Below are 26526 nucleotides of genomic sequence, written 5' to 3'. Positions count from 1 at the left end.
TGCTGGAGGAATGGGCCTACGCCCGCCCCTACCGGTCAGAGACCGAACGCCGTCAGGCACTCGATCCCTGGCTCCACACCTACAATCACCACCGCAGACACACCGCACTCAACGGCCAACCACCCGCCAGCCGCGTGCCTAACCTCTCAGGACAGAACACCTAGACGGTAGCGCCCGGCCGGATGCATGCCAGCCCGCTCAGCACAGGTTCCAGATCGGAAGTGCCGTGGGCCATCGCCTTCACCATGAACCTCAAACGGACGTCCAGACCCGGGGTCGGCTCGGCCCGCTCAGGCCGTGCGCGGCGGAACGCTTCCAGCGCCGTCGTTGTTTCCGCGGCGCCGAGAAGGACCGAGTAGCACAGGGCGATCCCGGTGAAGTCCCAGGCTACGAGATCATTCTCGTCCGCCCCGGTGCGTTTGCCCGTCTCCTCATGGAGCTGCTGAAAGAGGTCCCTTGCAGTGCCTGGAAGGTTGCAACGGTATGCGACGATGCCCCGCAGCGCCAGTTCCGCGGTTTCCCGGCCGGCCACTCGGTAGCGAGCCGCCTCTTCGATCGCCTTTCGGGCCTCTGGAAGAGCATCCAGATGCACGTGGGCGAGGGCCAGCGTGGTGAGCGACCGCCGCAGGTTGATCGGATCCCGGTGGTCGCGCGCGACATCGACGGCCTGCTGCGCCGTCGCTCGCGCCTCGCTGTGCAGATCCCGGTACAAATGAAGGTCGGCTGTCGAGTTGAGCAGTTCCGCCTGGGCCGTGGGATCAGGGTGGGCCAGGATGAGATTCGCGCATTCGTTCAGCATCTGCTGCGCGTCCGGGATCTGGTTCAGCTCGGCGTACCAGCGAGCAAGGCGCAGTGTGGCGCTCGACGCCAGCCCAGGTTCGGTTTCACGCACGGCGCTGAAGGCTTCCAGAGCATTCCTGACAGCGCGTCGATAGTCGCCACGCCTCTGCCGGCAGTCAGCCAGGCCGATCAGCGCGGCGGCCCGATCGCCGCCGTCGTCCTCGTCCTCGCCCGCCAACGCGTACGCCCAGCCGTAATGCTCCTCGGCCTTCGCGAGATCGTCGTGTTCCCAGAACATGGAGCCCATGCCTAGGTGGCACCGGCGTATCGCCTCGCGATCCTGTTCCTCTTGAGCGATGGAGAGCGCGTCCTTGTAGGACGTCAGGGCTGAGGGACAGTCGCCGCTGTAGGAGTAGATGTCACCAAGAGCTGCGAGGTTCATCATCTCGCCCTCCCGGTCGTCATGGAGCCGACCTCGGATGGCTTCCCGTTGGGTGCGCAGCTCGGCGCCGCTACCCCAGAGGTAAACCAGGTGGTCCATGGAGTGGATCAAGTCGTGCGCCACGCCGTACATCCCGGCCCGCAGCCAGACGTCGATGCGCGCGAAGTGCATGTCCAGGTCAGCGATGCCGTGCACGTCCTCGTCGTCCTTCTGCATGGTTGCCAGCACCCTGGCCGCTTGGAGCAGAAGGTCGAACCGGGTTGGCGGCTCACCCTCTTCAACACACCGATCCCCCGGGCCCAGACGCCCGAGGATCGCCTCCGTTTCGGCCTTTCGCAGATGTTTGCGGCCGTCCCTGCGCTCAAGGACAAGGCGGGCCGCGACGAGCGCGCGCAGGGCCGGCTCGACCTGGGTCGCCGACACGTACGGCTTGAGGACATTGATGATGGTGTCACGGTGAACCGGCACGCCGAGCGCCGCGACCGCCTCCGCCACCCGCTGCTGTTCGACGGGCAGGTGGTCGACGAACAAGCGCACCAGACGCTGATGCACCTCGCTCGCCTGCATGGTGGACAGCCATGGTCCTACCTCATGGGCCTGTAGCGCGGGCGGCTCGCTGCTGAGACACGCATGGAGGAGTTCGGCGCGCCGGGGATTCCCCGCCAGGAGGCCATGAAGCCGCCGTAGATCGACTCCTTCCAGATCTGCGAGGCCGTACCGCTTGTCTGGATCGAGCTGGGCGAAATATTCGCCCAAAGACGGCGGCTCCAGTCCTTCGAGACTGATCCGGCACGCGCTTCCCACCCATACCACACCCGTCGTCGCCTCGGGCGGGTGCTGCGTCAGGAGAACGACTTTGACCAGGGGGTACGGCCGGCTCTGCACGACGTCCAGCGCCAGATCGAGCTGTGGGTCGCGCAGGAGGTGCCCCTCCTTGAGGAGGTTCTCCGCCGAGTCCAGCACGATTATCGGTCGGATGCCACCGGCCTGCTCGAGACCATCCAGGGCGATCTCCAGGCGTGCCAGCGCGGACGGGCCGGCCACCTGTCCCGACCCGGGCGGCTCAATGGCCTCGATCAAGGTTGGTACGCCGACTTCCTCGTGCGGTGTGGCCTCCTGCCAGCTCACCGGCGAGGTATCCACATCCAGATCGTCGTAGCCCAGGTCGGCGAGCACCTCGCGTACCAACGCCGTCTTGCCGATGCCAGGCGGGCCAGTGACCACAATGACGGAAGTGACCTGATCCTCCAGGGCCGCGCGAAGGCGGCTGCGTTGCCCTGTCCGGTCGACGAAAAGCGACCCGCTCCGTGCCGACCGGCCCATCGTCCGTGTCGCTGTCATGCGACTGGTCTCAACGATCTTCCCAGCGTCGAAGGGCATCGTCGGGCCCGCCCCAAAGTCCGCCGGCCCGAGCAGGCACCGGGTGAGCCGACCCGCCAGCCGCGAGCACCACCGGGCAGCAGCCGGCGTACCGGACGTGTAGGCACTGTGCAGCATGGCCTGCGCGAGGAGAGACACCTTCAGTTGCCGTTGCCAGAGCGCCGGGTCCCAACTGTTCCGGTGCACGAACCCGAGCGCCGGCTCACGGAGCGAGTCGATGACGCTCCGCACGTCACCCGGCATGCCGCCGTCGAGGCGTTCATCTCGATGGCCGCGCTCCAGGTAGGCGAGGAACACGTTCTGGCTGTGCTCGGAGGAGGCCCCGATCTCGCGGGAGCAGAGCGAGAGCAGCAGGGTGGCAAGATCCCGGCTCAGTGGTCCTCGCGAGTCGTAGGTGGCCAGGTCGATCAGCCGAAAGGCGGTTGGACAGACGATCCCGTTGCGCACCGGTACGAGAACGTTGTCCCCGTGCAGGTCACCGTGCGTTCGGCCCACCAGATAGTGGATCGGCGCCTGGGCCACCGGCGAGTCCTCGGCGAAAAGCCGCCACGGGTTCGGAAGCGCCGCTTCCTCGTCCGGAAGTTGCAGGTAAGCGGGCGCGAGAAGGTTGTGCTTTTCTGCCCAGCCGCGTAACCACCCGCCTGGTTCGTAGCTACTGCCCAATTCGCACTGCAGTAGCTCTGCCACTGTCGAGTGGCCGCTGCCGTAATCACAACCGGCCCAGTTCTCAAGGATTTCCTTCCAAACCACCTCGCAGGCGCCCGCGAGCTGACTGATCTCCACCGTCCCCAGCGGATCGCCGTCAACCATCGACTGACCGATCACCAAGATGCCCCCGGTACATCGAATGGCCGGAAAGACGATCTCGGTGAGGTGCTGCTCGCGGAACGCCCGCGGCGATTCGTTCAGAGCTTGCCTGTGTGGTTCGCCTTCGCGCCGATGGCTCGCCGGCACCGCCGGGCAGAACTTGATCACGCACCAGCGAGGTTTAGGATTCCCGCTTCGATTGGCCAGCATCACCTTCGCCAACCGAGCCCCGGTGTAGCCGCGCGCGAGAGGCGCGACACTCCTGGCATCGATCTCGACCTCGTCGCCGAACAGCGACTCGATGATCTCCGACGCGACCACCGGGTCGTCGAACACACGGGTCAACTGCTCCAAGGCGTTCATGGGCGGGGAAACCGCGCTTCCAGCAGTTGCATTCTGACCTGGAAATCGACCTTGTCCTGGTCGTGATAGCGCTGAAAGAACCACGTCGGCAGACGTGGCTGGAGCCGTCGCATGTGATACAGCGTGTCCTGCACCTGGCGGACGAAGAGCGTCAGCGCGGCGGGTGTGGCGATCACCGGTGACGACGGATCGTCAATGACCGCACGCACCAATCCCAGTACGCGTAGCCGTTCCCCGGTGCTCGCCATCTGCGTGCGGTACATCTCAAGGCATAAGAGCAGCAGACCGAGCGAGGGCACAAACCATCCCGTGACCAGCCTGCTCACTGTCGCGCCAGTGGCGAACGTGAATACGACGCCCGCTATCGACCACAGTCCCAGCACGCCGAGCATCATCTGGGCGAAGCGGAGCCGGATGCGTGAACCCCAAGCCAGGTTCTGGTCCAGGCAGAAGAGGACGTCGTACGGCGGTGCTGCGCTCGCAACAAGGTAGTAGCCCCGCAGCCGGCGCTCGTCGCCGCGAAAGCGTCGGCTGAGTCGGCTCACTTCGTCGTCGCCGACGCGCTCCCCGACCGCGACGTGGTTCCACGGCAATCCGAGCAGGTCAGCGTCAAACATTTCCTGAAGCGTTGCGGCGATCCGCAGATACCGCTCGGCCCGGGGTGCCATCACCGCCTTGTAAACGGCGGCCCAGAGAGCGCCGATGAGAGCGACTGCGGCGCCGTACTCAGAACCCAGCCCGGTCAGCAGACCTGCGACAGCCACAGCGATCGAGACACCGACGCTCAGAGCCTGTGCGCGCTGGTTGTAGACGTGAGTAACGGCGATGGCCTTGAGGAGGCGCATTGCCGCAATGCCGTCCTGCCGATCGGAGATTGGGTGCACGCCTTTCAATGCCCCTCCCGCGCATGCCGGTCGACTCACTGAGTGTCACACGGCCGGCGGTCCTGCGATACCCGCTGTTCCTTCCATTCGGAGTGCACCTTCGCCGGGCAACCTTCGCCCAGAAAGTCGCGACGGCACGAGGAGCGGTACACGCACGGCACGCTCAGGACGTTGGCCGTCTACGAGAACGGCTCGCGCCCTATTCCTTGACTACGTTCGGGGCGTTCTGCCGTCTGAGGGCGCGGATATAGCCCCATCGCCATATCAACACCGCCCCGGCCAACCAGAAGAAGCCGAACGCGAGAAGACGCACGGTGAGATAAGTCGCCGTGATCTTTTCGGACCCGTCGGTGAAGTAGTCAACGACGAACTCCCCCAGGAGAAGCGCCGCGAAGCAGGCAGTCAACTTGAGCAGGGCACCGCGCGACTCCTTGCTCCAGGCCTTCGGGCGAACCGCCATACCGTTCGCGCCTTCGCCGTGACCACGTCGAGCATTTGATCTGTGCGGCTTCAAACTAACGCCTCCTGCGGGGGCACTCCAGTCGTGGAACCTGATCATCCCATCTGTCAACGCCAACCATTTGCACGCACAGGGGGCAGCGTAGTCATGGCGGGCGTACGCTCCCCCCCCCATGAACCCACAGGCTGTGGATTGGGCGGCGATCCCCGGGCCGGAGTGGTACCGGCCTGAAGCCGTTCCGGAGGCCTTCGCCGCCCTGCGCGGAGATAGGGAGCAAGGCACTCATATTCGATCAGTGATCGGGAACGACCACGCCGGGACGCTCTATCCAGCCGCCGTCGCAGGCACCGACGTCCTCCTGGGAATCATCGCCGAGCATCCCGGGCCGGCAAGGCAGACCGCTCTTTGCGTAATGCTCGACTGGTGGGGATGTTTTCAGCCGGAACCTGGCTTCGAGACGTTCATCGGTGCTGAGGGAGAATCGGTTGATGTCATCGCGGCGATTGTCGAGCGGGTTGGGCGGGCCGCCGGCACGTTGCGGGTGATCGCCGAACGGGACTCCAACGCCCGTAGCCTCATCCGGGAGTTGCTCAAAGCTCAGAGCCAAGGGTGGACGATCGTCGAGAAGTAGATCCTCTACGATTGCGGGCACCCAGAACACCCTCCGTCAGCCGATCGAGGCAGCGACTTCACCGAGGGAGGCGCAGAAGCGGCAGACCCCCGCGGTTAGGAGGACGACGATGGCGGACGACCTGCGGTTCTCGCTGCTCGGCCCGTTGCGCGCCTGGCGCGGTGACACGGAACTGAAGCTCGGCTCGCCGCAGCAACGGATGGTGCTGGCCGTACTGCTGCTCGCCGAGGGCAGGGCGACCGGCCCGGACCTGCTCATCGACGCGATCTGGGGTGACGAGCAGCCGCGCACCGCGCTCAGCACGCTGCGGACCTACATCTCGCGCCTGCGCGGGGTGCTCGGCGCGGAGGTGTTGTCGTCCGTCGGTCATGGTTATGTCCTGCTCGGCGGTGAGCGCGACGTCGTCCGATTTGAGCGTCTGTACGGCGAGCAGCGCTACTCCGAGGCGCTCGCCCTCTGGCAGGGAGAGCCGCTGGCCGGCCTGGACGGTTTCTTCGCCGAGGCCCAGCGCACGCGCCTGAACGAGCGGCGGCTGGCCGCGCTCGAGTGCCGCCTGGACGCCGATCTCGGAAACGGCAGGCATGCGGACGTCGTCCCCGAGCTCACCGCGCTGTGCGCCGACCACCCGACCAATGAGCGGATGCGCGCGCTGCTGATGCTGGCCCTCTACCTCGCGGGCCGGCAGGCCGAGGCGATCGGCGTCTACACCGACACCCGCGAGCTGCTGGACCGGGAGCTGGGCGTGGCCCCCTCCCCGGAGCTCGCGGAGCTGTACCAGCGGATCATCAGCGCGGACGTGGCGCTCGGCCGACCGTCCGAACGTGTCCCGCCGCGGCAGGTGCCCCGGCAGCTGCCGTCCGACGCGGCCGACTTCACCGGCCGTCAGCGCGAGGTGGAGGGCATGGTGGCCGCGCTGGGTTCCGGCGAGGCGTCGGCCCTGGTCATCTCGGCCGTGTCCGGGGCGGGCGGGGTGGGCAAGACGACGCTGGCCGTGCACGCGGCCCATCGGCTGGCCGGTCACTATCCTGACGGGCAGCTGTTCGTCGACCTGCGCGGGTCGAGCGCGCGGCCGGTCGAGCCCGGGGTGGTGCTCGGCGGGTTCCTGCGCGCGCTCGGGTACGAGGAGCCGCCGGAGGACCTGGCCGAGCGAGCGGCGGAGTACCGAACCGCGCTCGCCGACCGGAGGGTGCTCGTGGTGCTCGACAACGCGTCCGGCGCCGGTCAGGTACGGCCGCTGATGCCCGGCTCGGCGGGGTGCGGGGTGATCGTCACGAGCAGGGCCCGGCTGACCGGACTGTCCGGGGCGCGGCAGGTGGACCTCGAGGTCCTGGGGCCGGCCGAGGCGCTGCTGATGTTCACCACGATCGTCGGGGAGGAGCGGGTCTCCGCCGAACGCGGGGCCGCCATGGACCTGGTCGCGGCCTGCGGGTTCCTGCCGCTGGCGATCAGGATCGCCGCCGCACGGCTGGCCGCGCGGCGGAGCTGGAGCGTGGCCACGATGCGCGACCGGCTGTCGGACGAGCGGCGCAGGATGGCCGAGCTGAGGGCGGGCGATCTGGCGATCGAGGCGACGTTCTCGCTGGGGTACGACCAGCTCGACGCGGTGCATGCGCGGGCGTTCCGGCTGCTGGCCGTACCGGATGCCGCGATGTTGTCGCTGCCGGTCGCGGCGGCGCTACTCGACCTGCCGGAGCCGGACGCGGAGGAGGTGTGCGAGGCGCTGGTCAACCTGAGCATGCTGGAGTCGCCCTCTCCCGGCCGCTACCGTTTCCACGACCTGCTCAAGATCTACGCCCGATCACGCCCTGACGATTCAGGGGTACGGCGGGCCGCGCTCGCCAGGATGCTGGACTTCTACCTGGCCACGGCGGCCGCGGCGCTCCGGTTGACGTTCTTGGGCGACCTGCGCCCGGACAAGGTCGTCACGCGCTCGGCCGGCTTGCGCTTCGCCGACGAAGCCGCCGTCGTCGACTGGGCGGATGAGGAGGAGCAAGGCCTGCTCAGCTGCCTCGAACAGATCGCGCGCACCCCCGGCGACGAACTGGGCCAGGCCATCATCCTGCTCGACCTGACCACCGACGTGATCGGCTTCGAGTCCGACACCGCCCGCTATGAGCGGCTGGGCGACCTGCTGATCGCCGCGGCGGCGGACCGCGCGGACGGGGCTCTGGAGGCGCAGGCGCGCTGCGTGCGCGGGATCACCCGGGTGAACAGGCGCAAACTCGACGCGGCCATGGAAGACGGCCTGGCCGCGCGCGACCTCAGCCTGGAGCACGGCGATCTGGACACGTACGCCGACGCGCTCAACCTGCTGGCCCGCAGTGCGATGGGCCGGCGGGAAATGGAGGGGGCGGCGGGCTGGTACCGGCAGGCCGCCGAGGTGTGGCGCTCGCTCGGCGACGTGTCCAACGTGTCGGTCGCGCTCGGGAACCTCGCGCGCACCCTGGCTGATCTGGGCCGGATGGGCGAGGCGCTCGACGCCGCCAGGGAGGCCGAGAAGATCATGCTGGAGGTGGGCGACGGCAGGAAGGACGCGGCGGCCGCGTACCAGCTGGGCGTGGTCCTGCGCGAAGCGGGACATCCTGAGCAGGCGCTGGCCGAGCTGGAGGCGGCGCTGATCGAAAATCGCAAGCTGAAGAAACGGGAGTGGGAGGGGGCGACGCTGTTTCGGATGGCCGAGACCTACCTCCTGGTCGGTAGCTCCGAGCGCGCGATCGACCATGCGGAGGACGCGCTGGCGGTGCTGACGAACACGGGCGACGAGTGGGGGCAGGGGATGGCCCTCACCGTGCTCGGCCGGGCGCTTGGTGAACGGGGGCAGCCGGGGCGGGCGCGGGCCTGTCTGACCGAGGCGCTGAAGATCTTCGACCGGCTCGACGTGCCGGAGGCCGAGGACGTGCGACTGCTGCTGGTGTCATAGCCGCAGGCGGGCGTGGACGAGCCGCCGGTGGTGCGCGGGGATGGCGTGGGCGTCCATCGCGCGTTCCAGCAGATCGGCGTCGAACCCGTCCGTAATCAGGTGGTCCAGGAGAGGGTCGTATCGGTCGGGCCGGTCGCGCAGAAGTTCGGTGGCCAGCCGGAGTTCCAGGCGGACGACGGGCACCTGGTGAGAGCCGCACGTGATCAGGACGTGGTGCTCCCATGGCCCGCTGCCCACGCATTCCAGGGCGTCCGAATCGGCCGGCCGCTCGACCGTGCTGAGTTCGACGTCGACGCCGTTCACGTCGAACCTGGTGAAGTACTGCGAGGTTCCGGGGAGCCACGAGGCTTCGTACAGGCAGGGGAAGGCGGCGAGTGCCGCGGCGAACCTGTCCAGGTCCTCCCGATCGGCGAGCAAGATGTCGATGTCTCTGGCGGGGAGGGGGACGCCTTGAAGGAGTGCGGCGCTCGTGCCGCACACCCGGTAGGCGGTCCCGGGGTCGGCTACGTCGAGCGCCATCGCGAGTGCCGTACTCAGTGATCTTGTTCTTTCGCCCATGGGGGCGAACGTATCCAGCGAGCGGGCTTCCTCGTCAGGGGAGAATCGCGTCGACGTAGCCGCCGTCGACGCGGAGGGCGCCGCCGGTGGTCGCCGAGGCCTGCGCCGAGCTGAGGTAGACGATCATGTTGGCGATCTCCTCCGGCTCGATGAGGCGTTGCAGGAGCGACTGCGGGCGGTGCTCGCGCATGAAGGCGCGCTGTGCCTCGTCCCAGGGCAGGTCGCGGTCGACGAGCTGGTAGACGAAGTCCTCGACGCCGCCGGTGTGGGTGGGGCCGGCGATCACGGAGTTGACCGTGACGCCGGTTCCCGCCGCTGCCTTGGCGAAGCCGCGGGAGATCGCCAGGAGCGCGGTCTTGCTCATCCCGTAGTGGATCATCTCGGCGGGGATCGCGACGGCGGAGTCGCTGGCGATGAACTGCACCCGGCCGAACGAGCGCTCCATCATGCCCGGCAGGTACGCGCGCGTCAGCCGTACACCGGCCAGGACGTTGACCTCGAAGTAGCGGCGCCACTCGGCATCGTCGATCTCCAGGGCGGGGCGCGACTCGAAGATCCCCAGGTTGTTGACGAGGATGTCGACGTCCGGCAGGGCTTCCACGGCTGCCGCGGTGCCCTCCTCGGTCGCCAGATCCGCCGCGACCGCGACGACCTGGGCGCCCGGCACCTCACTGCTCAACCGGGACGCCGCCGCCGCGGTCGACTCCCTGCTCCGGCCGTTGACCCCGACCCGGGCACCGGCCCGCGCCAGGCCCGCCGCGATCGCCGCCCCGATGCCCTGAGTGGAGCCGGTGACCAGGGCCGTTCTGTCCGTGAGATCAATGAGCATGATCCATAACCTACCCGCCGACCCGCCTTGCCCTGGCCTGGGATTCCACGTCGGTGCTCTTAGAGGCCGAAGCGGTGGGAGAAGTCGGTTAGTTCCTTGCGTTGCTGGTCGAGCGAGGTGGCCGAAGTGCTGACGACTACTCGGGTGACGCCTTCGGCGGTCAGGTCCGCGAGCCGTTCCGGAGACAGGTCGATGGTGGCGGTCCTGGTGTATTCCAGGGTGTCGGGGTCGCGGCCGGACTCGGCGGCGGTGGCTCGGACCAGGTCCCACTGCGCGGGATCCGGGCGGCCGCCGGGGAAGTAGCCGTTGCCGAGGCGGCCGGCGCGGCGGGCGGCGGGGCGGCTGGAGCCGCCCACGTGGATGGGCAGGTGGGTGGCCTGGTGGGGTTTGGGGAAGCTGACCAGGTCGGTGAAGGTGAAGAACTCGCCGGAGTGGCTGACGCCCTCTTCGCCGCCTGCCCACAACAGGCGCAGGACGTCGATGGCTTCGTCGGCGCGGCGGCCGCGGGTGGCGAAGTCGACGCCGATCGCCTCGGCCTCGCCCGGCAGCGCGCCGAGGCCGACGGTGAGCAGGCGCATGCGGCCTCCGGACAGTACGTCGACCGTGGCCAGGCGCTTGGCGAGGATCACCGGGTGGTGGTACGGCAGCAGCAGTACCCCGGTCCCGAGCAGGATGCGCTCGGTGGCGGCGATGAAGGACAGACAGTCGAGCGGGTCCAGGTACGGCAGCGCCGGTGGTATCTCGAACGTCCCCACCTTGGCCCCCGGATACAGGACGATGTGCTCGGGCAGGTAGATCGACTCGAAGCCGCATTCCTCCGCGAGCTGGGCGAAGGCCACGATCTTCTGGGGGTCGACGCCGTAGTAGGGCGTGCTGTAGCTGATGCCGAACTTCATGGTCCGGAACGCTAGAACGTTGACACCGGCGTCAGGTCAAACCGGGAAGTGCCATAGTGGATCATATGGCCCTTAATCGCGCTCTGGCGGCGATCCGACTCGGCAACTCCCTGTCCGTCGACCGATACCCCCCATGGGCCGTGTGGGCGATGGGCGTCGTCGCGGGCTGGGTGGTCCTCACCCACGTGATCGGCCTGGCCACCGGGGTGCCGCAGAGCTTGCTGGCCGAGTCGCTGAAGTGGGGGCCGGCCGCCCAGTGGGTCGAGCACGGCCTGGCCCTGGTCGCGATGGGATTCCTGCTCACCTCGATGGTCGAGGCCCTGCTCCACCGGCGGCGTACCGCATAGAAATGCCCCGCGCCTTTCGCATGAGGCCGGAGTGGTGGATGCCTGTCTGCCGTAAGCTCGTGTTCGTACCGCCCGTGGGAGCCTGCTCCTCCAGCATCCACGCACCGTTGATCTGCGGACGGACGCGGCGGCGGCCGGTGGAAAGTGTGTCTGACCTGGCCGGTCACGTAGATCTTTTGTGGCCGCAGCCGGGTGCTGGCCGAGGGAAACGGGCCGGCGAGCGCCGCCGAGTACGGATTGATATCCAGAAAACCCCCGCCGCGTGTCAAATGGGCTCATACTTACCGTAATGAAACCCAGAACAGCCGCGGTCCGGCGTCCCCTGCCAGGAAGTCCCTTCAACGTTCCTCAGGCCCCTGCGCCTCCGATGCCCGACTTCGAGGTGCAGGACCTGGTCAGCCATGACAAATACGGGCTGGGCTCGGTCATCCGGGTGGAGAAGGATGTCGCCGTTGTCGTTGATTTCGGCACGGAGACCCTTCGCATCACGGTGCCGTACGCCAAGCTCGTCAAGCTCTGAGCTACAGCCAACCGGCCCGCGCGTCCGTCAGGGGCGCGCCAGAGGAGGGGGCGGTGCCAAGCGTGCCTGCGCGCACGCCGTCGAGCAACCGCCCCGCCGCCTCCACGATTTCCGGTACGGCCCGGCGAAGCGCGCCCCGATCCGCCTCGTCGAGCACGGCCAGCGGCCCGGCGGCCTCGGTGAGCCGGTCGTTCAGCCAACCCAAGGGGTCGGCGGTGAGCGCCCGGTCGAAGACGCGTGAGCTCGGATCCCATCCGGTGAACTCCGGATGGTGGTGGGTCCTGTCGAAGCTGCCCGGCGTACCTTCCACCGACTCCAGCAGGTCCACCCGCCAGATAGGCCGGCCTACGGCGATGGGCTGGGCCGAGTAGATCGTCCCTTTGAGCGCGCCCCGCTCGAGCTCTCTGACCTCCAGCCGGACGCCATGCTCGGGACCTTCCTGGCCTTTGGCTGGTTTCGGGTCGATGAAGTAGAGGTCGCTCAGCACGACACCGGTCTGTTCAAACCCAAAGACATAAAGCACAAGCAGCCCATACCCCACCTCGCACCCATCCAGCCCTGCACATCCCGACGCGCCGAGATGCCGACGATCCGGGTTTCAAGCCCCACCCCGCGACGGCACGCACCCCTGACCGATGGGGGCACACAGGCGCGGGGTGTGCGAGACCGGGCGCAAATCCACGTCATGGGCTTGCGTGGGCTTGCGGGGGTGTGACGTAAGCCCTTGCGCGCGGGTCGAGGGATTTCCCGGCTCGTCCTGCCAGCCCAACGGCCTCTGGAACGCTCCCGCAGGCTTGTCGAGAATTTGCGCAATCCAGTCGAAATATTGCAGTCATTTGTTCGTCATCTTATGGTTTGGCCACCTCCGTCACGAAGGGCCCGCCCATGAGACGCATGCTCGCGTTACTCGCACTCGCCTTATCCTTCGTTCTGACGCCCCACCCTGCCCAAGCCCAGGCAGGCCCCAACCTCGCCCTCGGCAAGCCCGCTTCGGCCGGCAGCTTCACCGACGTCTACCCCGCCTCCAGAGCCACCGACGGCGACCAGGCCACGTACTGGGAGTCGGCCAACAACGCCCTCCCCCAATGGGTCCAGGTCGACCTGGGCTCCGCCGTCACAGTCGATCGGCTGGTGCTCAAGCTGCCCGCCGGCTGGCCGAGCCGTACCCAGACGATGACCGTGCAGGGCAGCACCGACGGGACGACCTTCACCACCATCGGCGCCCAGGCGACCCACACGTTCAGCCCCACGGCGACCATCGACGTCACCGCGGTCAGCACCCGCTACGTGCGCCTGTCGATCACGGCGAACACCGGCTGGCCGGCGGGTCAGATCTCGGAGCTCGAGGTGTACGGCCCGGCCACCGGCCCCGACACTCAACCGCCGGCGGCCCCGGGCAACCTGGCCTTCACCGAGCCGGCGAGCGGCCAGATCAGGCTGACCTGGCAGGCCTCCACCGACAACGTCGGGGTGACGGGGTATGAGATCTACGCGAACAACGCCCTCAGGGCCACAGTCGGCGGAAACATCCTGACGTATACGGATAGCCAGCCGCCCACCGCCACCGTCTCCTACTACGTGAAAGCCAAGGACGCGGCAGGCAACCGCTCCCCCGAGAGCGACACGGTGACCAGGTCGGGCGATGGCGGCGGCACCAACCTCGCCCTGAACAAGCCGATCACCGCCAGCGGCTCCACCTGGGTCTATGTCCCGGCCAACGCCAACGACGGCAACCTCGCCACCTACTGGGAAGGCGGCGGCGGGTACCCGAACACGCTCACCGTCGAGCTCGGCGCCAACGCCGACGTCTCCTCCCTCGTGCTCAAGCTCAACCCCGACGCCGCCTGGGCCACCCGGACACAGACCCTCCAGGTACTCGGCCGCGACCAGAGCGCCTCGGGCTACACCGTCAGGAAGGCGAGCGCCGCCTACACCTTCAACCCGGCCTCCGGCAACACGGTGACGATCCCCCTGAACGCGCGCCTGGCCGGCGTGCGGCTGTCGTTCAGCGCCAACACGGGGGCGCCGAACGGCCAGGTGGCCGAGCTCCAGGTGATCGGCACCCCGGCGCCGAACCCCGACCTGACCGTCACCGGCATGTCCGCCTCCCCCGCGAACCCGGTGGAAAGCGACGCCGTCACCCTGTCGGCCACCGTCAGGAACGTCGGCACCGAGCCGTCCGGCGCCACGGACGTCAACCTGTACCTCGGCACCACCAAGGCGGGCACCGCGAACGTGGCCGCGCTCGCCGCCGGGGCCTCGGCCACGGTGTCGGCCGGCATCGGCACCCGCCCGGCCGGCTCGTACCCGCTGTCGGCGAAGGTCGACGAGGGCAACGCCGTCATCGAGCAGAACGAGGGCAACAACACCTACAACCACCCGAACCCGCTGACCGTCCGGCCCGTGGACAGTTCCGACCTGCTCGCCGCGCCTGTCGGCTGGACGCCGGGCAACCCGGCGGCCGGTGACACGGTTACGTTCTCCGTCGCGATCAAGAACCAGGGCAACCTCGCCTCCGCCGGCGGCGCGCACGGGGTCACGCTGACCGTCGCCAACGAGTCCGGCACCGTCATCCGCACGCTGACCGGCTCCCACTCCGGCGTCATCAACGCCGACGCCACCGCCCCGCCGATCACGCTCGGCACCTGGACCGCGGCCAACGGCAAGTACACCGTCAAGACCGTCATCGCGGACGACGCCAACGAGCTGCCGGTCAAGCGGGCCAACAACACCACCACGCAGACCCTGTTCGTGGGCAGGGGCGCCAACCTGCCCTACGGCATGTACGAGGCGGAGGACGGCGTGCCCGGCGGCGGCGCGCAGCTCGTGGGCCCGAACCGCACCATCGGCGACCCGGCCGGCGAGGCCTCGGGACGGCGCGCGGTCCTGCTGAACTCCACCGGCGCCTCGGTCGAGTTCACCACCAGGGCCGCGGCGAACACGCTGGTCACCCGCTACTCCATCCCCGACGGCACCACCTCGACGCTGAACGTCTACGTCAACGGGATCTTCCTCAAGGCCATCAACCTGACCTCGAAGTACGCCTGGCTCTACGGCGACGAGGCCAATCCGGGCAACTCGCCCGGCGCCGGCCCGCCCCGCCACATCTACGACGAGGCCAACATGACGCTCGGCACCACCGTGCCGCAAGGCAGCAAGATCAAGCTGCAGAAGGACGCGGCCAACGGCGGCACGTTCGCGATCGACTTCATCAACCTGGAGCAGGCCGCGCCGCAGGGCAACCCGGATCCGGCACGCTATGCCGTACCGGCTGGATTCACGCACCAGGACGTGCAGAACGCGCTCGACCGCGCCCGCCAGGACCCCGCGCTCGTGGGCGTCTACCTGCCCGCCGGCGACTACCCGACCGCGCAGAAGTTCCAGGTGTACGGCAAGGCCGTGAAGGTCACCGGCGCGGGCCCGTGGTTCACCCGGTTCCTGTCGCCCTCCGGGCAGGAGAACACGAACGTCGGGTTCGACGTGCAGAGCTCGGCCGGCGGCTCGTCGTTCAGCGGGTTCGCCTCGTTCGGCAACTACGTGATCCGCAACGACGGCCCCGGCAAGGTCTGGGACCTCAACGGCGTCGCGAACGTCACCATCGACAACGTGTGGGTCGAGCACCAGATGTGCATGCTCTGGGGCACCAACATGCGCAACCTGACCGTGACGAACTCGCGGGTGCGTGACACGTTCGCCGACGCGATCAACCTGACCAACGGCAGCTCGGACAACACGGTCAGGAACGTGGAGGCACGCGGCACCGGCGACGACAGCTTCGCGCTGTTCGCCGCGATCGACATCAACGACGCCGACCAGACGGGCAACGTCTACGAGAACCTGACCTCGACCCTGACCTGGCGGGCGGCCGGCGTGGCCGTGTACGGCGGGCAGAACAACGTGTTCAGGAACATCTACATCGCCGACACGCTCGTCTACTCCGGCATCACGGTCAGCTCGCTGGACTTCGGCATCCAGATGCGGGGCTTCGGCCCCACGCCGACCCGGTTCGAGAACATCTCGATCGTCCGGGCGGGCGGGCATTTCTGGGGACAGCAGACGTTCCCGGCGATCTGGTTGTCCTCCGCGTCGAAGGTGTTCCAGGGCATCAGGATCAGCGACGTGGACATCGTGGATCCGACGTACTCGGGGATCATGTTCCAGACGCAGTATCTGGGCGGCCGGCCGGTGAACCCGATCACCGACACGGTCCTCACCGACATCTCGATCAGCGGCGCGCGCAAGTCCGGTGACGCCTTCGACGCCAAGTCGGGCTTCGGCCTGTGGGCGAACGAACTGCCGGAGCCCGGCCAGGGTCCGGCGGTGGGCTCGGTGACGTTCAACGGGCTGCGCTTCAGCGGCAACCACACCGACATCCGCAACACGACCTCGACGTTCACCATCGACGTGAACTGAGCGAGGGGGTGCGGGCGTGCGCCCGCACCCCGTGGATATCGGTCAGGGCAGTTCCAGGCCGGCCTGCCCGTAGGCTCGCCGGGCCTCGTCGGAGGTGAGGAAGGCGAGGAAGGCGGCGGCCTCGCCGTCGGCCGCCGTGGCGGCCACGGCGGAGAACTCGCTGTAGTGCTGCACCTCGGCCGGGAACGGCCCGGCGATCCGGGCGTCCGGGACGAAGCGCAGCTCGCTGAGCTGCTGGATCGCCATGTCGGCGCGGCCATCCACCACGGCGTGGGCGATGAAGCCCTTGTCGATCACGGTGGCGCGGGCGTTGACCTCCTCGGCGATGCCGAGCTCCTCGATCAGGCGGGCGAAGTAGATGCCGCTCGCGCCGGTGCGCGAGTAGGCCACGCTGCGAGCGTCGAGCAGGGCCCGTTTGAAGGCGTCGAGCGTGGTGACGTCCGGGAGCCGCGCGCCGGGCGGCACCGCCAGGCCCACGCCGGTCTTCGCGATCGCCGTCTTCGTGGACAGGTCGAGGACGGCGGCGCCGTTCAGCTCGTCGAAGGCGGAGGTGACGGCGATCATCACGTCGGGGCGCTCACCTGCCCGGATGCGGGCCATCAGCTGCGTGGTCGGGTCGTAGACGCCGTCGACCGCGATGCCGGTCCTGCCGGTGAACTCCGCGAGGAGCACGTCGTCGAAGGCCTTCTTCACGGCCAAGGTGCTGAACAGCTTCATGGGGTCTCCGATCGTGAGGCGTCGAGCAGCAGGCCGGGCTCGCCGAAGTTGCCCGACTTGAGCAGAAGGGTGAGCGACGGGGTGAAGATCCAGGGGACGCCCCGGGCCGCTTCGGGCCCGATCACGCCGCCGGTGACGCCGAGCGCGCGGACGACCGCGCCCGAGGTCTCGCCACCGGCCGCGACCAGTCGGGTGACACCGCGCTCGACCAGGCCGCGGGCGATCTCGCCCAGCGCGGACTCCAGCAGCTCGGCCGACCGCTCACGGCCCAGCGCGCGCTGAACCTCGTGCAGCCCGGCCGGGGGCAGGCTGGAGTAGATCAGCGGGGCGCCGTCTTCGGGCCGCTGGGCGTCGTACCAGGCCAGGGCGTTCGCGGCGAGCGCCTCGGGGTCAGGCTCGGCGAGGGCGTCCAGGCGGTGGGCGGGCCGTCCGTGCTCGATCACCGCGCGGACCTGTTCGAGCGTGCGCGCGGAACAACTCCCCGCCAGTACGGCCGCGCGCCCCGCCGGCACGCGCGCGGGCGAGTCCCCCACGGCCTCGTGGATCTTGCCGACCTCGTGGGCCCGAGCGAGTCCGGCGGCGAGCCCCGCCGCGCCCGCGACCAGGCGCAGGCCGCCCAGCACCTGCCCGGCCGCGGTCAGGTCACCGTCCTCGACCGCGTCCACCAGGGCGTACCGGACGCCCTCGCGCCGCAGGTGGGCCAGCCGCCTGCCGATGCCCGCCGGTCCCCCGCGCACCGTCTCCAGCGGGACCACCCCGGCCCGGTGCGCGGACTGGGCTTCCAGGACGCGCGGCAGGTAGGAGTCGGTCATCGGCGTGAGCGGGTGGTCGCGCATGTGCGACTCCGACAGGAGCCTCTCGCCCACGAACAGGTGGCCGAGGTACTGCGTCCGGCCGTGCTCGGGCGAGCTCGGGGTCATCGCGACCAGCGGCGCGTCGAGGGCGTCGGCCAGGGCGTCGAGTACCGGGCCGATGTTGCCGTCCGGGGTGGAGTCGAAGGTGGAGCAGTACTTGAAGTAGACCTGGCCGACGCCGTGGGCGCGCAGCCAGTCCAGGGCGTCGAGCGACCGCTCGACGGCCTGCGCGCGGGGCGCCGTCCGCGTCTTCAGCGCGATGACGACGGCGTCGTGCGGGGGCAGGTCGGTCGCGGCGGCGGGGGTGTCGAAGAAGAGCAGGGTGCGCAGGCCGTGCCGGTGCAGCGCGACCGCGACGTCGGTGGCGCCGGTGACGTCGTCGGCGATGGCGCCGATCATGGCCGCTCGCCTTCCAGGACGGCGCGCCGGAGCGCGGCGGCGGCGGTGTGCGGGCCGGAGACCACCGGGAGGCCGAGCGACCCGGCCAGCTCGGCCGCGGCCGGGGCCAGCGAGTACTGGGCCAGCACCACCGCCTCCACCCCGGCCGTGTAAGGGGCGCAGGTGTCGTGGAGCGCTCGGGCCAGCGCCCGCCCGTCGGTGACCTGGAAGGCGGCCGGGCTGACCACGCCGTCCACGGCCACGCCCGGCGCCGCCCCGGTCAGGCGGGCGACCGAGTCGGCCAGCGCTTCCTCCAGGCTGGCCACCGTCAGGACGCGCCGGTATCCGGACTCGGCCACCTTGGTGAACGCGGCGTCGTCGGGGGCCAGGACGGGGATCCCTCGATCGCCCGATCGGGCGGCTTCGCCGTACAGGGAGCAGGTCAGCAGCACTCCGTGCGCGCCCGCGTCGACCGCGTAGCCGATGAGGGCGGACATGCGCGCGCTCGGCCCGCCCGCGCGGGCGTCGGCGAGGAGCTTGTCGTCGAGCAGGTTCCAGGGCTCGGCCTCGGGGAACGCGTCGGCCAGGCCCGCGACGGCGGGGGCGATCGCGGCGGGGGTGGCGCTGATGAGCGCGATGCGGGTCATCCGGCCAGCTCCTCGATCCAGCCGAGGCCGTCGAGGGTGCGGCCTCGGGGCTGGTATTCGCAGCCGATCCAGCCTCGGTAGCCGCTCTCGCGGATGGCGGCGAAGACCGCGCGCCAGCCGATCTCGCCGGTGCCGGGCTCGTGCCGGCCGGGCGGGTCGGCGACCTGGTAGTGGAAGGTGTGCGGCGCCAGCTCGCGCACCCTGGTGATCAGATCGCCCTCGTCGACCTGGGCATGGTAGAGGTCGAACAGCACGCCCACGTGGTCGGCGTCGAGCGCCTCGGCCACGGCGGCGGCCTGCGCCTGGGTGCGCAGGACGCGGCCGGGGCTGTCGCGATGGTTCTGGGCCTCCAGCACCAGGCGTACGCCGCTGCCGCGCGACCGGCCGGCGGCCCAGGCGAGGTTGGCGACCAGGCGGGCCTCGGCGCGCTCGCGGCTGACGTCCTCGGGCCGGGTGCCGGCGCGGACGTGGACGAGGCCGGCGCCGAGCGCGAGCGCGTACTCCATCGCCCGGTCGAAGCCCTCGCGGAAGCCGGCGGCGCGGCAGGCGTCGGCGCCCTGCGGCGTGTTGATGAGCACCTGTTCGAGCCCGGCTTCGCGCAGGAGGCGGGCGAGGGCGGCGGGGTCGTGGTCGTAGGGATCGGGGTATTCGACGCCCTCGAAGCCGGCCGCGGCCGCGGCGTCGAAGCGCGACTCGAACGGCAGCTCGGTGAACAACCACTTCAGGTTCGCGTCGAAGCGCATGTCAGGACACCTTCGGGGGGTTGACGGTGAAGGCGGGGGCGCGGCCGTTCAGGACGTCGATGACCGCCTGCGCGGCCATCCGGCCGGAGCGGGCGCGGGACTCGGCGGTGGCGGCGCCGACGTGGGCGGTGACGATCACGTTGTCGTGCGCGCGCAGGCGGCTGGCGGCGGGCAGCGGCTCGACCTCGACCACGTCGAGCGCGGCGCCCGCCAGCTCGCCGCGTTCGAGGGCGTCGGCCAGCGCGTCCTCGTCGATCACGCCGCCGCGGGCGGTGTTGATCAGGTACGCGGTGGGCTTCATCGTGGCCAGCGCGGCGGCGTCGATCAGGTGGCGGGTGGAGGCGTCGAGGAAGATGTGGAGGCTGACGAAGTCGGACCGGCGCAGCAGCTCGTCCAGCGGAACGGCGCGCACGCCGGTGCGGGCGGCGAAGTCGCGGTCGAGGTCGGGGTCGTAGGCGAGCACGTCCATGCCGAGCAGGCTGCCCAGCTCGGCCACCGACTTGCCGATGGCGCCGAGACCCACGATGCCCAGCGTCGCCCCCGCCAGCTCGCGGCCGCTCGGCTGCTCCCAGCCGCCGCTCCTGACCGACAGGATGTTCTGGGGCAGCAGCCGGGCGCAGTTGAGCATCAGGGCGAGGGTGTGCTCGGCGACCGCGCGCCGATTGACGCCCGGAGTCGGGCATACGGCGATGCCGCGCTCGGTGGCCGCCTGGGTGTCGATGTTGTCGTAGCCGGCGCCGGTGCGTGCGATGACCTTGAGCTTCGGCGCGGCGGCGAGGACCTCGGCGGTGAAGGCGTCCGTGCCGGCGACCACGCCGTCCACCTCCCGCACGAGGTCGACGAGCCGGCCGGAGCGCTTGTGGACGACCTCGAGGCCCTCCTCCTGGAGCAGCCGGTCGACATGATCGCCGGGCTGGAGCCAGGCCGTGGTCACGAGCACACGCATGAGGGAGATCCTTTCCTTCAAAACTATACTATAGCGATAAATCCTGGAGCCGATCGCCTGGGATAATCGGCTCGACGAGAGGAACGTGATGTCCGAGGCCCGCAAGAAGAAGCAGCCCCTGGCCGACCAGATGTACGAGGTGCTGCTCGACCAGTTCATGACCGGAAAGCGGGCTCCCGGCTCCCCCCTGAACATCGGCGCCCTCTCGCGCGAACTCGACGTCAGCCAGACCCCGCTGCGCGAGGCACTCGCCCGGCTGGAGCACACCGGCCTGGTGGTCCGCGAGGCGCTCAAGGGCTACCGGGTCGCGCCGATGTTCACCGACAGGGAGATCGGCAAGCTGATGGACGCCCGGCTGGTCCTGGAGCCGGCGCTGGCCTACGAGACCTGCCGGCGCACCACGCCGGAGTTCCTGGAGGAACTGCTGGAGGCGGTCGAGGAGCTCGACCGCTCGGTGGGCCTGGCCGACACCGAGTCGAGCTCCTTCCGCTCCTACTGGGCGGCCGACGACCGCTTCCACGGCCTGATCGCCCAGCAGTGCGACAACCCGTTCCTGGAGACCGCCTACCGCTCGCTCAACGGCCAGGTGCAGCGCTTCCGCCTCTTCTCGCGGCTCGGCAACACCGGTGCCGAGCACGCGGCCAGGGAGCACCGCGCGATCTACGAGGCCCTGGCGGAGGGCAACCCCGAGATCGCCTCGATCCGGATGCGCGAACATCTGCAGAATGCCAACCGGCGCAGGAAGCAGCGGCCCGTCGCGGCGGCCGGCTAGACCAGTTCCTCGGCGTCCTTCGCGTCCTTCGCGCCCTTCGTGTAGAGCTGCAGGAACGAGACGATCCCCGCCAGCGCGGCCACGACGCAGGTCCAGTCGGCGAAGTCGCCGCCGAAGAACGACGTCAGGCCCGGACTGGCGATCAGGATGCCCGCCACCTGGAAGAACGTCACGGCCACGCCGCCGAGCACGAAGGTGATCAGCAGCAGCCTGAAGACGGTGAGCAGCAGCGCGTACATGGGACATCCTCCTTTAGAACGGGATCCACAGCAGGCTCAGCGCGACCACGACCCCGGCCACGAACGACGGGACCAGGTAGTAGCCGATGACCGGCCTGAAGATCTTCACCGGGTCGCTGCCGGCGATCCCGGCGGCGACGTAGAGCGGGGCCGCGCCGGGCGGGGAGCAGCCTTCCGCGCTGGCCCAAACGATGAGCGCAGCGTAGGCGAGGTGCGGCTCGATACCCGCGCCGGTCAGCGCCAGGAACCCGACCGAGCCCACCGCCGCGATCGTGGCCGTCGTGCTCAGCGGCCCGGACACCAGCAGGACGACCAGGCCGACGACCACGACCACGACCGGCGCCGGCACGCCCTGCATCCGCTGGATGAGCGGCGCGAGCTGCTCGCCCAGGCCGAGCGTCGACAGGGCGGCGGACGCGGCGAAGGCCGAGACCATGGTCAGCCCCACGACGGCGAACTTGGGGCTGATCTCGCCGAGCATCGCCCACCATTCGCCGGTACGGCGCGGCAGCCTCCGATGGCCCACGATCATCCCGACGACCAGCATGAAGATGGGCAGCCAGAAGAGCACGGGGATCGTGTCGGCCGCGTCCTCGCCGATCCGGTCGACGACCCACTGCGCGCCCGCGCCGGCGGTGGCCAGGATCGGCAGCGCGACCGCCGCCAGCACCAGCATCGAGGGCCAGCCGGCGCGCAGGGTCGCGGCGAGCGGGTGCACGTCGCCCGGGTCCATGCGGTCGACGCCGCGCCGCCGGACGATCACGTACGCGATGCCCAGCCGCATCACCACGGTCCACGCGGCGACCACGAACATCGGCACGATCATCTGGTCGGCGTTCAGCACCGGCGCGACCGTCGGGGCGGCGAGCAGCAGGAAGAACGCGCCGCTGAAGGGGAAGACGGCGCCGACGCCCGCGTTGCCGGAGATGACCAGGGCGGCGGTGTCGCCGCTGGTCTTCGAGCGCTTCATCCACGGGATCGCGATGGAGCCGATGGTGGCGGCGATGGCCGCGCCGTTGTGCGCCACGGCGCCGAACGCGCCAGAGCCGACCGTGGCCGCGTAGAGCGCGCCGCCGCGGCGCCGGCCGAGCAGCGAGCTCAGGATGTCGATCAGCCGGCCGATCAGGCCGATCCTGGTCAGCAGTTCGCTGACGAAGACGAAGGTCAGGGCGGCGTACGTGACCTCGGACTTCATGCCCTCGATCAGGCTCTCCCAGGCGAGCGCGGGTGCGCCCAGGCCGGCGAAGGCGGTGCAGGCCAGGAAGCCGACGAACATGGACTCGGCGATGTTGCGCTTGAAGGCGAGGTTCCAGATGACGATGACGGCGATGAACGCGGCCAGCGCGAGGATGGCGCTCATGGAATGGGGGTGCTCCTCGAAATAAAATACTATAGCGACATGTGATGGAGTCTCCCCGGCTTGGCACGCAGCGTCAAGGCCTCGGTAGCCTCTCCGGATGACGACCGAGCGTGTGGGACCTCCGCTGATCGCCGACGAGCGCGAGATGCTCCGGTCCTATCTGGACTTTCACCGCGCCACCCTGGCCATGAAGTGCGACGACCTGTCCGACGAGCAGTTGCGCAGCAGGTCCATGCCGCCGTCCACGCTGTCGCTGATGGCGCTGGTGCGGCACATGGCCGAGGTGGAGCGGCACTGGTTCCGCCGGGTGGTCGACGGCGAGGAGCTGCCGATGGTGTGGTCGGCGACGTTGTGGGACTTCCAGACCGCCTACGACGCCACCGGCGCAACCCGCGAGGAGGCCTTCGGCGCCTGGGAGGCGGAGGTCGAGCACGCCCGCCGGATCGAACGCGCGGCCGCCTCCCTGGACCTGACCGCCTACAACGCCCGCTGGGAGGCCGAGGTGTCGTTGCGCATGGTGATGCTCCACCTGATCCACGAGTACGCCCGGCACAACGGGCACGCCGACTTCCTGCGCGAAGCGGTCGACGGAACCGTGGGGGCCTGACAGCCATGCTGATGCTCACCCAGTCGGAGGTCGAACGCCTGCTCGCGCCCGCCGACTACATCGACCTCGTGCAGAACGCCTTCGCCGACTACGCCCTCGGCCGGACCCTGCCCAGCCGGCTGGCCCACCTGGACAGCCCGCCGGGCGAGTTCCACATCAAGGCCAGTGGTCACGGCGGCGTCGTGGGCGTGAAGATCGGCGCCTGCTTCTACGACCGGCCCGCCACGCTGGGGCAGCCCAGCATCGTCGGCGTCATCGCGCTGTTCGACGGCGGCACCGGGCAGCCCGTCCTCCTCCTCGAATCGGCCACCGTCACCCGGCTGCGTACGGCCGCCGCCACGGCGGTGGCCGTACGGCACCTGGCCCGCCCCGACGCCGCCACGCTCGCCGTGCTCGGCACCGGCGCGCAGGCCGCCAGCCACGTCGCGGCCATCCGCGCCGTCCGCGACATCTCCCGCGTGCTCGTGTGGGGCCGCGACCCGGACAAGACCGCGCGCTTAGCCGCCGCGCACGACCTCACCGCCGCGCCCTCCCCCGGCGCCGCCGCCCGCGCCGCCGACGTGGTCGTCACCCTGACGCCGTCGACCACGCCGTATCTCTCCCTGGCCGACGTACGGCCCGGCAGTCTCGTGGCCGCGATCGGCTCCGACGCTCCGGCCAAACGCGAGCTCCACGCCGATCTGCTGGCCGGGGCCGCCCTCGTCACCGACGTCACCCACCAGTGCGCCGAGGTGGGCGAACTCCACCACCGCCCGGACACCCCGGTCCGGGCCGAGCTCGGCGAAGTGATCACCGGTGCCCGGCCCGGCCGGCTGTCGGCCGACGAGATCATCGTCTTCGACTCGACGGGCACCGCCATCCAGGACGTCGCCGCCGCGGAGGCCCTGTATCGCGCGGCGGTCGCGAGGGCCGCGGGCACCCGCCTGCCGCTGTGGGATTAGCCGATCGTTCTCAGGATCTCTTTCGCCACCTGGGTCACGGGGCCGGAGCCGTCCACGACGACGTCCTCGACCTGGGCTTCGCGCAGGATCCGGTCGAGTTCGACGGAGCGCTTGAGGTGCCAGCCGAGCCCTTCCGGGTCGTCCACGTGCCGTCCGGCCAGCCGTTCCCGTACGGTGGCCAGGTCGACCCGCAACCTGCAGACCGTGAGCTCGCCGCCCACCGCCTCCGCGATCTTCCTGCGGTGCTCGCCGTTCTCGGCCACCCCCGCGAGCACCAGCCGCTCGGCGCCGGTGTCACGGAAGTTCGCCGCCAGGCTCCGCAGGTTCCGCACCGTCAGCTCGAAGTTGAACCGGTCCCCCGCGGGCGGCGGCCACCCGCGCGACAGCGCGTCCAGATCGATGACGCCGTGCGGAGTACCGGCGGCCGCCAGCAGCTCGCCGACCTCCTCGGCCGCCGACGTCTTGCCCGCACCCACGGTGCCAATGATGAGAATTGTCCGCATTTGGCTAGAGTTGCACAGTGGTCATCACCATCAGACACGCGACGATCGAAGACGGGGACGTCCTCGGCGAGATCCATGCCGACTCCTGGGCCGTCGCCTACGCGCCGTTCTTCGACCCGGCCTTCGCCGCCGACCAGGTGAGCAGCCGCCGTACCCGCTGGCACGCCCGGCTCTCCCCGCTCAAGGACACGATCTCCATCGCCGAGGGCGACGGCCGCCCGCTGGCGCTGTCCTGGTTCGGCCCCTCCCAGACCGTGAGCGGCATCGCCGAGGTCCACGGCTTCTACGCCCACCCCGACGGCTGGGGCACCGGCGTCGCCCCCGCCCTGATGACCGCCACCCTCGCCCAGCTGAAGGACGACGGCTTCACCCGCGCCCATCTGTGGACCCTGCGCGACACCCCGCGATCGCGCCGCTTCTACACCAAGAGCGGCTTCGCGGAGACGGGCGCGACACGCGACCACGACTTCGGCGACGGCCGGCCGCTGATCCAGGTGGAGTTCTCCGTTGACCTCTGAGCACGGCTGGTCGCTACGCCCTGCCGTACCGGCGGACGGGGACCCGATCGCCGAGCTCCGCGCCGTCGTGCTCCGCCCGGACCTGGAACGGCTCGGCCGCTTCGACCCGAACCGGGTCAGACAGCGCTTCAAGGACGCCTTCCTCCCCGAGCACACCTCGATCGTCGAGGTGAACGGCGCCTTCGCCGGCAGCATCGCCCTGCGACCGGCTGAGGACGGAGTCTGGCTGGAGCACTTCTACCTCTCCCCTGCAACACAGGGACGCGGCGTGGGCACCGCCATCCTCCACAAGGTGCTGACGGACGAGAAGGTGTTCCGGCTGATCGTGCTGCGCGACAGCCCGGCCCAGCGCCTGTACGAACGCCACGGCTTCACCGCCTACGCCGAGGACCCCATCGACCGGTGGATGATCCGCCCGGCCGTCGCGGAAGCCCAGGCGGGCCACGCTACCTTGGGGCGATGACCAAGGAGTACGCCTCGTTAGTCGCGCAGGTCGTACCTGTCCTTCTTCTTGCGCTTCTTCTGGAGACGCGGGCGATTCTGACCGTCGCCCGCGAAGAATGGGTCAGGTTTGGCATACCGGAGAAGTTCCGGCTCCTCTCCCTTTTCCGGGCGGTGCTCAGCCCGCGCACCTACATTCCCCGGCGGAAGCGCCGCACCTGGACCAACAGGTCCGCGGCCGTCGTCAGATGGTCCCGCCCCGTCCACAAGACGGCCGGCAGAGAAAAGACCGGCCTGGGACCCGTGGACGCGCTGGGTTTCATCATTTTCAACGGCACCTGCATGATTTGGCTGGGGCGCGGCGAAATCGTGGCCCTGGCCGCCGCCCAGGGAAAGTCCGTGCCCTCTTGGGAAGTAACCCTGCTGCACCTGGGGCTGGTGGTGTCGCTGGTCCAGGTGGTCGTCATTCCGATCGGGCTTGAGGTCTACGCCCGGCTCTCCGGGGCGAGCTGGCGCTTCACCGATTGGGTGTTCGCCTTCGTTCTCGGCCTGGTCGCGTTCAGCATCGTCCTCTACACCGGCCTCGCCTACTTGATCTAGCGGAATCTGTCGCCTGCTTGCTCTAGTCTC

Annotated in this window: 27 protein-coding genes; 12 read left to right on the top strand and 15 right to left on the bottom strand. The window is 69.6% G+C overall.

The window, feature by feature from the left end; translation table 11 throughout:
- On the top strand, positions 1 to 164 hold a 164-nt coding region (locus ACIBHY_RS24745), incomplete at its 5' end, for an integrase core domain-containing protein (RefSeq protein WP_397307801.1).
- Here the strand turns inward: ACIBHY_RS24745 and ACIBHY_RS24740 are convergent.
- From ACIBHY_RS24740 to ACIBHY_RS24730, 3 genes are all read right to left on the bottom strand, one after another.
- Complete coding sequence (locus tag ACIBHY_RS24740; protein WP_397307795.1) at positions 161 to 3772, bottom strand: tetratricopeptide repeat protein; 3612 nt, start codon at positions 3770 to 3772, stop codon at positions 161 to 163. The genes ACIBHY_RS24745 and ACIBHY_RS24740 overlap by 4 nt on opposite strands.
- Positions 3769 to 4656, bottom strand: a complete 888-nt coding sequence (locus tag ACIBHY_RS24735; RefSeq protein ID WP_397307800.1) for an S-4TM family putative pore-forming effector — start codon at positions 4654 to 4656, stop codon at positions 3769 to 3771. The genes ACIBHY_RS24740 and ACIBHY_RS24735 overlap by 4 nt, the downstream gene beginning before the upstream one ends.
- Before the next feature lie 199 nt (positions 4657 to 4855).
- A complete protein-coding gene (locus tag ACIBHY_RS24730; RefSeq protein WP_397307794.1) occupies positions 4856 to 5116 on the bottom strand; it encodes a hypothetical protein in 261 nt (86 codons plus the stop codon).
- A 172-nt stretch (positions 5117 to 5288) separates the two neighbouring features.
- Between ACIBHY_RS24730 and ACIBHY_RS24725 the strand changes: the two genes are divergently transcribed.
- Positions 5289 to 5747: a hypothetical protein gene (locus tag ACIBHY_RS24725; RefSeq protein WP_397307793.1), complete on the top strand. Its 459-nt coding sequence runs from the start codon at positions 5289 to 5291 to the stop codon at positions 5745 to 5747.
- A 109-nt stretch (positions 5748 to 5856) separates the two neighbouring features.
- The gene (locus tag ACIBHY_RS24720; RefSeq protein WP_397307792.1) at positions 5857 to 8667 is read left to right on the top strand and encodes a BTAD domain-containing putative transcriptional regulator; all 2811 of its coding nucleotides are present in this window, start codon (positions 5857 to 5859) and stop codon (positions 8665 to 8667) included.
- Here ACIBHY_RS24720 and ACIBHY_RS24715 read toward each other — a convergent pair.
- The 3 genes from ACIBHY_RS24715 to ACIBHY_RS24705 all read right to left on the bottom strand — a co-directional run bounded on the left by ACIBHY_RS24715 (position 8662) and on the right by ACIBHY_RS24705 (position 10950).
- Entirely contained in the window at positions 8662 to 9186 is a 525-nt protein-coding gene (locus ACIBHY_RS24715) for a hypothetical protein (protein ID WP_397307791.1), read from the bottom strand. The genes ACIBHY_RS24720 and ACIBHY_RS24715 overlap by 6 nt on opposite strands.
- Before the next feature lie 73 nt (positions 9187 to 9259).
- Positions 9260 to 10054, bottom strand: a complete 795-nt coding sequence (locus ACIBHY_RS24710) for an SDR family NAD(P)-dependent oxidoreductase (RefSeq protein ID WP_397248014.1) — start codon at positions 10052 to 10054, stop codon at positions 9260 to 9262.
- 59 nt (positions 10055 to 10113) lie between these two features.
- Complete coding sequence (locus tag ACIBHY_RS24705) at positions 10114 to 10950, bottom strand: LLM class F420-dependent oxidoreductase (RefSeq protein WP_397307790.1); 837 nt, start codon at positions 10948 to 10950, stop codon at positions 10114 to 10116.
- A gap of 65 nt (positions 10951 to 11015) precedes the next feature.
- Between ACIBHY_RS24705 and ACIBHY_RS24700 the strand changes: the two genes are divergently transcribed.
- Positions 11016 to 11297 (top strand): hypothetical protein, encoded by a 282-nt coding sequence (locus ACIBHY_RS24700; RefSeq protein ID WP_397307789.1) that lies wholly within the window; start codon positions 11016 to 11018, stop codon positions 11295 to 11297.
- A 367-nt stretch (positions 11298 to 11664) separates the two neighbouring features.
- Positions 11665 to 11817 (top strand): hypothetical protein, encoded by a 153-nt coding sequence (locus tag ACIBHY_RS24695; RefSeq protein WP_246508322.1) that lies wholly within the window; start codon positions 11665 to 11667, stop codon positions 11815 to 11817.
- A gap of 1 nt (position 11818) precedes the next feature.
- On the opposite strand, the gene ACIBHY_RS24690 is transcribed toward ACIBHY_RS24695, so the two are convergent.
- On the bottom strand, positions 11819 to 12304 hold the full coding sequence (locus ACIBHY_RS24690) for a hypothetical protein (RefSeq protein WP_397248008.1): 486 nt from the start codon (positions 12302 to 12304) through the stop codon (positions 11819 to 11821).
- Between the two features lie 398 nt (positions 12305 to 12702).
- On the opposite strand from ACIBHY_RS24690, the gene ACIBHY_RS24685 reads away from it, so the two are divergent.
- Positions 12703 to 16230 carry a discoidin domain-containing protein gene (locus ACIBHY_RS24685; protein ID WP_397307788.1) on the top strand — a complete coding sequence of 1176 codons (3528 nt, stop codon included), beginning with the start codon at positions 12703 to 12705 and terminating at the stop codon, positions 16228 to 16230.
- A 42-nt stretch (positions 16231 to 16272) separates the two neighbouring features.
- On the opposite strand, the gene ACIBHY_RS24680 is transcribed toward ACIBHY_RS24685, so the two are convergent.
- From ACIBHY_RS24680 to ACIBHY_RS24660, 5 genes are read right to left on the bottom strand one after another with little or no spacing between them, the layout of a single operon-like run.
- Complete coding sequence (locus ACIBHY_RS24680) at positions 16273 to 16947, bottom strand: extracellular solute-binding protein (protein ID WP_397307787.1); 675 nt, start codon at positions 16945 to 16947, stop codon at positions 16273 to 16275.
- Positions 16944 to 18200, bottom strand: coding sequence for a 3-oxo-tetronate kinase (gene otnK, locus ACIBHY_RS24675; RefSeq protein WP_397307786.1), 1257 nt, complete (start codon positions 18198 to 18200; stop codon positions 16944 to 16946). Before otnK ends, ACIBHY_RS24680 begins: the two co-directional genes overlap by 4 nt.
- Positions 18197 to 18826 (bottom strand): hypothetical protein, encoded by a 630-nt coding sequence (locus ACIBHY_RS24670; RefSeq protein ID WP_397307785.1) that lies wholly within the window; start codon positions 18824 to 18826, stop codon positions 18197 to 18199. Before ACIBHY_RS24670 ends, otnK begins: the two co-directional genes overlap by 4 nt.
- The gene (locus ACIBHY_RS24665) at positions 18823 to 19569 is read right to left on the bottom strand and encodes a hydroxypyruvate isomerase family protein (protein WP_397307784.1); all 747 of its coding nucleotides are present in this window, start codon (positions 19567 to 19569) and stop codon (positions 18823 to 18825) included. Before ACIBHY_RS24665 ends, ACIBHY_RS24670 begins: the two co-directional genes overlap by 4 nt.
- A gap of 1 nt (position 19570) precedes the next feature.
- Entirely contained in the window at positions 19571 to 20515 is a 945-nt protein-coding gene (locus ACIBHY_RS24660) for a phosphoglycerate dehydrogenase (protein ID WP_397247996.1), read from the bottom strand.
- 88 nt (positions 20516 to 20603) lie between these two features.
- On the opposite strand from ACIBHY_RS24660, the gene ACIBHY_RS24655 reads away from it, so the two are divergent.
- Positions 20604 to 21287 carry a GntR family transcriptional regulator gene (locus tag ACIBHY_RS24655; RefSeq protein ID WP_397307783.1) on the top strand — a complete coding sequence of 228 codons (684 nt, stop codon included), beginning with the start codon at positions 20604 to 20606 and terminating at the stop codon, positions 21285 to 21287.
- On the opposite strand, the gene ACIBHY_RS24650 is transcribed toward ACIBHY_RS24655, so the two are convergent.
- Both ACIBHY_RS24650 and ACIBHY_RS24645 read right to left on the bottom strand, forming a co-directional pair.
- Positions 21284 to 21526, bottom strand: a complete 243-nt coding sequence (locus ACIBHY_RS24650) for a hypothetical protein (RefSeq protein WP_397307782.1) — start codon at positions 21524 to 21526, stop codon at positions 21284 to 21286. The genes ACIBHY_RS24655 and ACIBHY_RS24650 overlap by 4 nt on opposite strands.
- A 13-nt stretch (positions 21527 to 21539) precedes the next feature.
- Entirely contained in the window at positions 21540 to 22886 is a 1347-nt protein-coding gene (locus ACIBHY_RS24645) for a TRAP transporter large permease subunit (RefSeq protein ID WP_397247990.1), read from the bottom strand.
- Positions 22887 to 22983: 97 nt separating this feature from the next.
- Here ACIBHY_RS24645 and ACIBHY_RS24640 point away from each other — a divergent pair, with 97 nt between their 5' ends.
- Both ACIBHY_RS24640 and ACIBHY_RS24635 read left to right on the top strand, forming a co-directional pair.
- Entirely contained in the window at positions 22984 to 23493 is a 510-nt protein-coding gene (locus tag ACIBHY_RS24640; protein ID WP_397247988.1) for a DinB family protein, read from the top strand.
- A gap of 5 nt (positions 23494 to 23498) precedes the next feature.
- Positions 23499 to 24434, top strand: coding sequence for an ornithine cyclodeaminase family protein (locus tag ACIBHY_RS24635; protein WP_397307781.1), 936 nt, complete (start codon positions 23499 to 23501; stop codon positions 24432 to 24434).
- On the opposite strand, the gene ACIBHY_RS24630 is transcribed toward ACIBHY_RS24635, so the two are convergent.
- Positions 24431 to 24937, bottom strand: coding sequence for an AAA family ATPase (locus ACIBHY_RS24630; RefSeq protein WP_397247984.1), 507 nt, complete (start codon positions 24935 to 24937; stop codon positions 24431 to 24433). The two genes, ACIBHY_RS24635 and ACIBHY_RS24630, sit on opposite strands and share 4 nt — an antisense overlap.
- A 17-nt stretch (positions 24938 to 24954) precedes the next feature.
- Here ACIBHY_RS24630 and ACIBHY_RS24625 point away from each other — a divergent pair, with 17 nt between their 5' ends.
- From ACIBHY_RS24625 to ACIBHY_RS24615, 3 genes are read left to right on the top strand one after another with little or no spacing between them, the layout of a single operon-like run.
- Positions 24955 to 25455, top strand: coding sequence for a GNAT family N-acetyltransferase (locus ACIBHY_RS24625; protein WP_397247982.1), 501 nt, complete (start codon positions 24955 to 24957; stop codon positions 25453 to 25455).
- Positions 25445 to 25918 (top strand): GNAT family N-acetyltransferase, encoded by a 474-nt coding sequence (locus ACIBHY_RS24620; RefSeq protein WP_397247980.1) that lies wholly within the window; start codon positions 25445 to 25447, stop codon positions 25916 to 25918. The genes ACIBHY_RS24625 and ACIBHY_RS24620 overlap by 11 nt, the downstream gene beginning before the upstream one ends.
- Positions 25915 to 26496, top strand: a complete 582-nt coding sequence (locus ACIBHY_RS24615) for a hypothetical protein (protein WP_397247978.1) — start codon at positions 25915 to 25917, stop codon at positions 26494 to 26496. Before ACIBHY_RS24620 ends, ACIBHY_RS24615 begins: the two co-directional genes overlap by 4 nt.
- Positions 26497 to 26526 lie beyond the last annotated feature (30 nt).

Source organism: Nonomuraea sp. NPDC050547 (assembly GCF_044457345.1).
In the GTDB taxonomy this organism is placed as follows: Bacteria; Actinomycetota; Actinomycetes; order Streptosporangiales; family Streptosporangiaceae; genus Nonomuraea.
The sequence above is the reverse complement of the archived record's forward strand: the minus strand, read 5'-3'. Positions and strand labels throughout refer to the sequence as shown.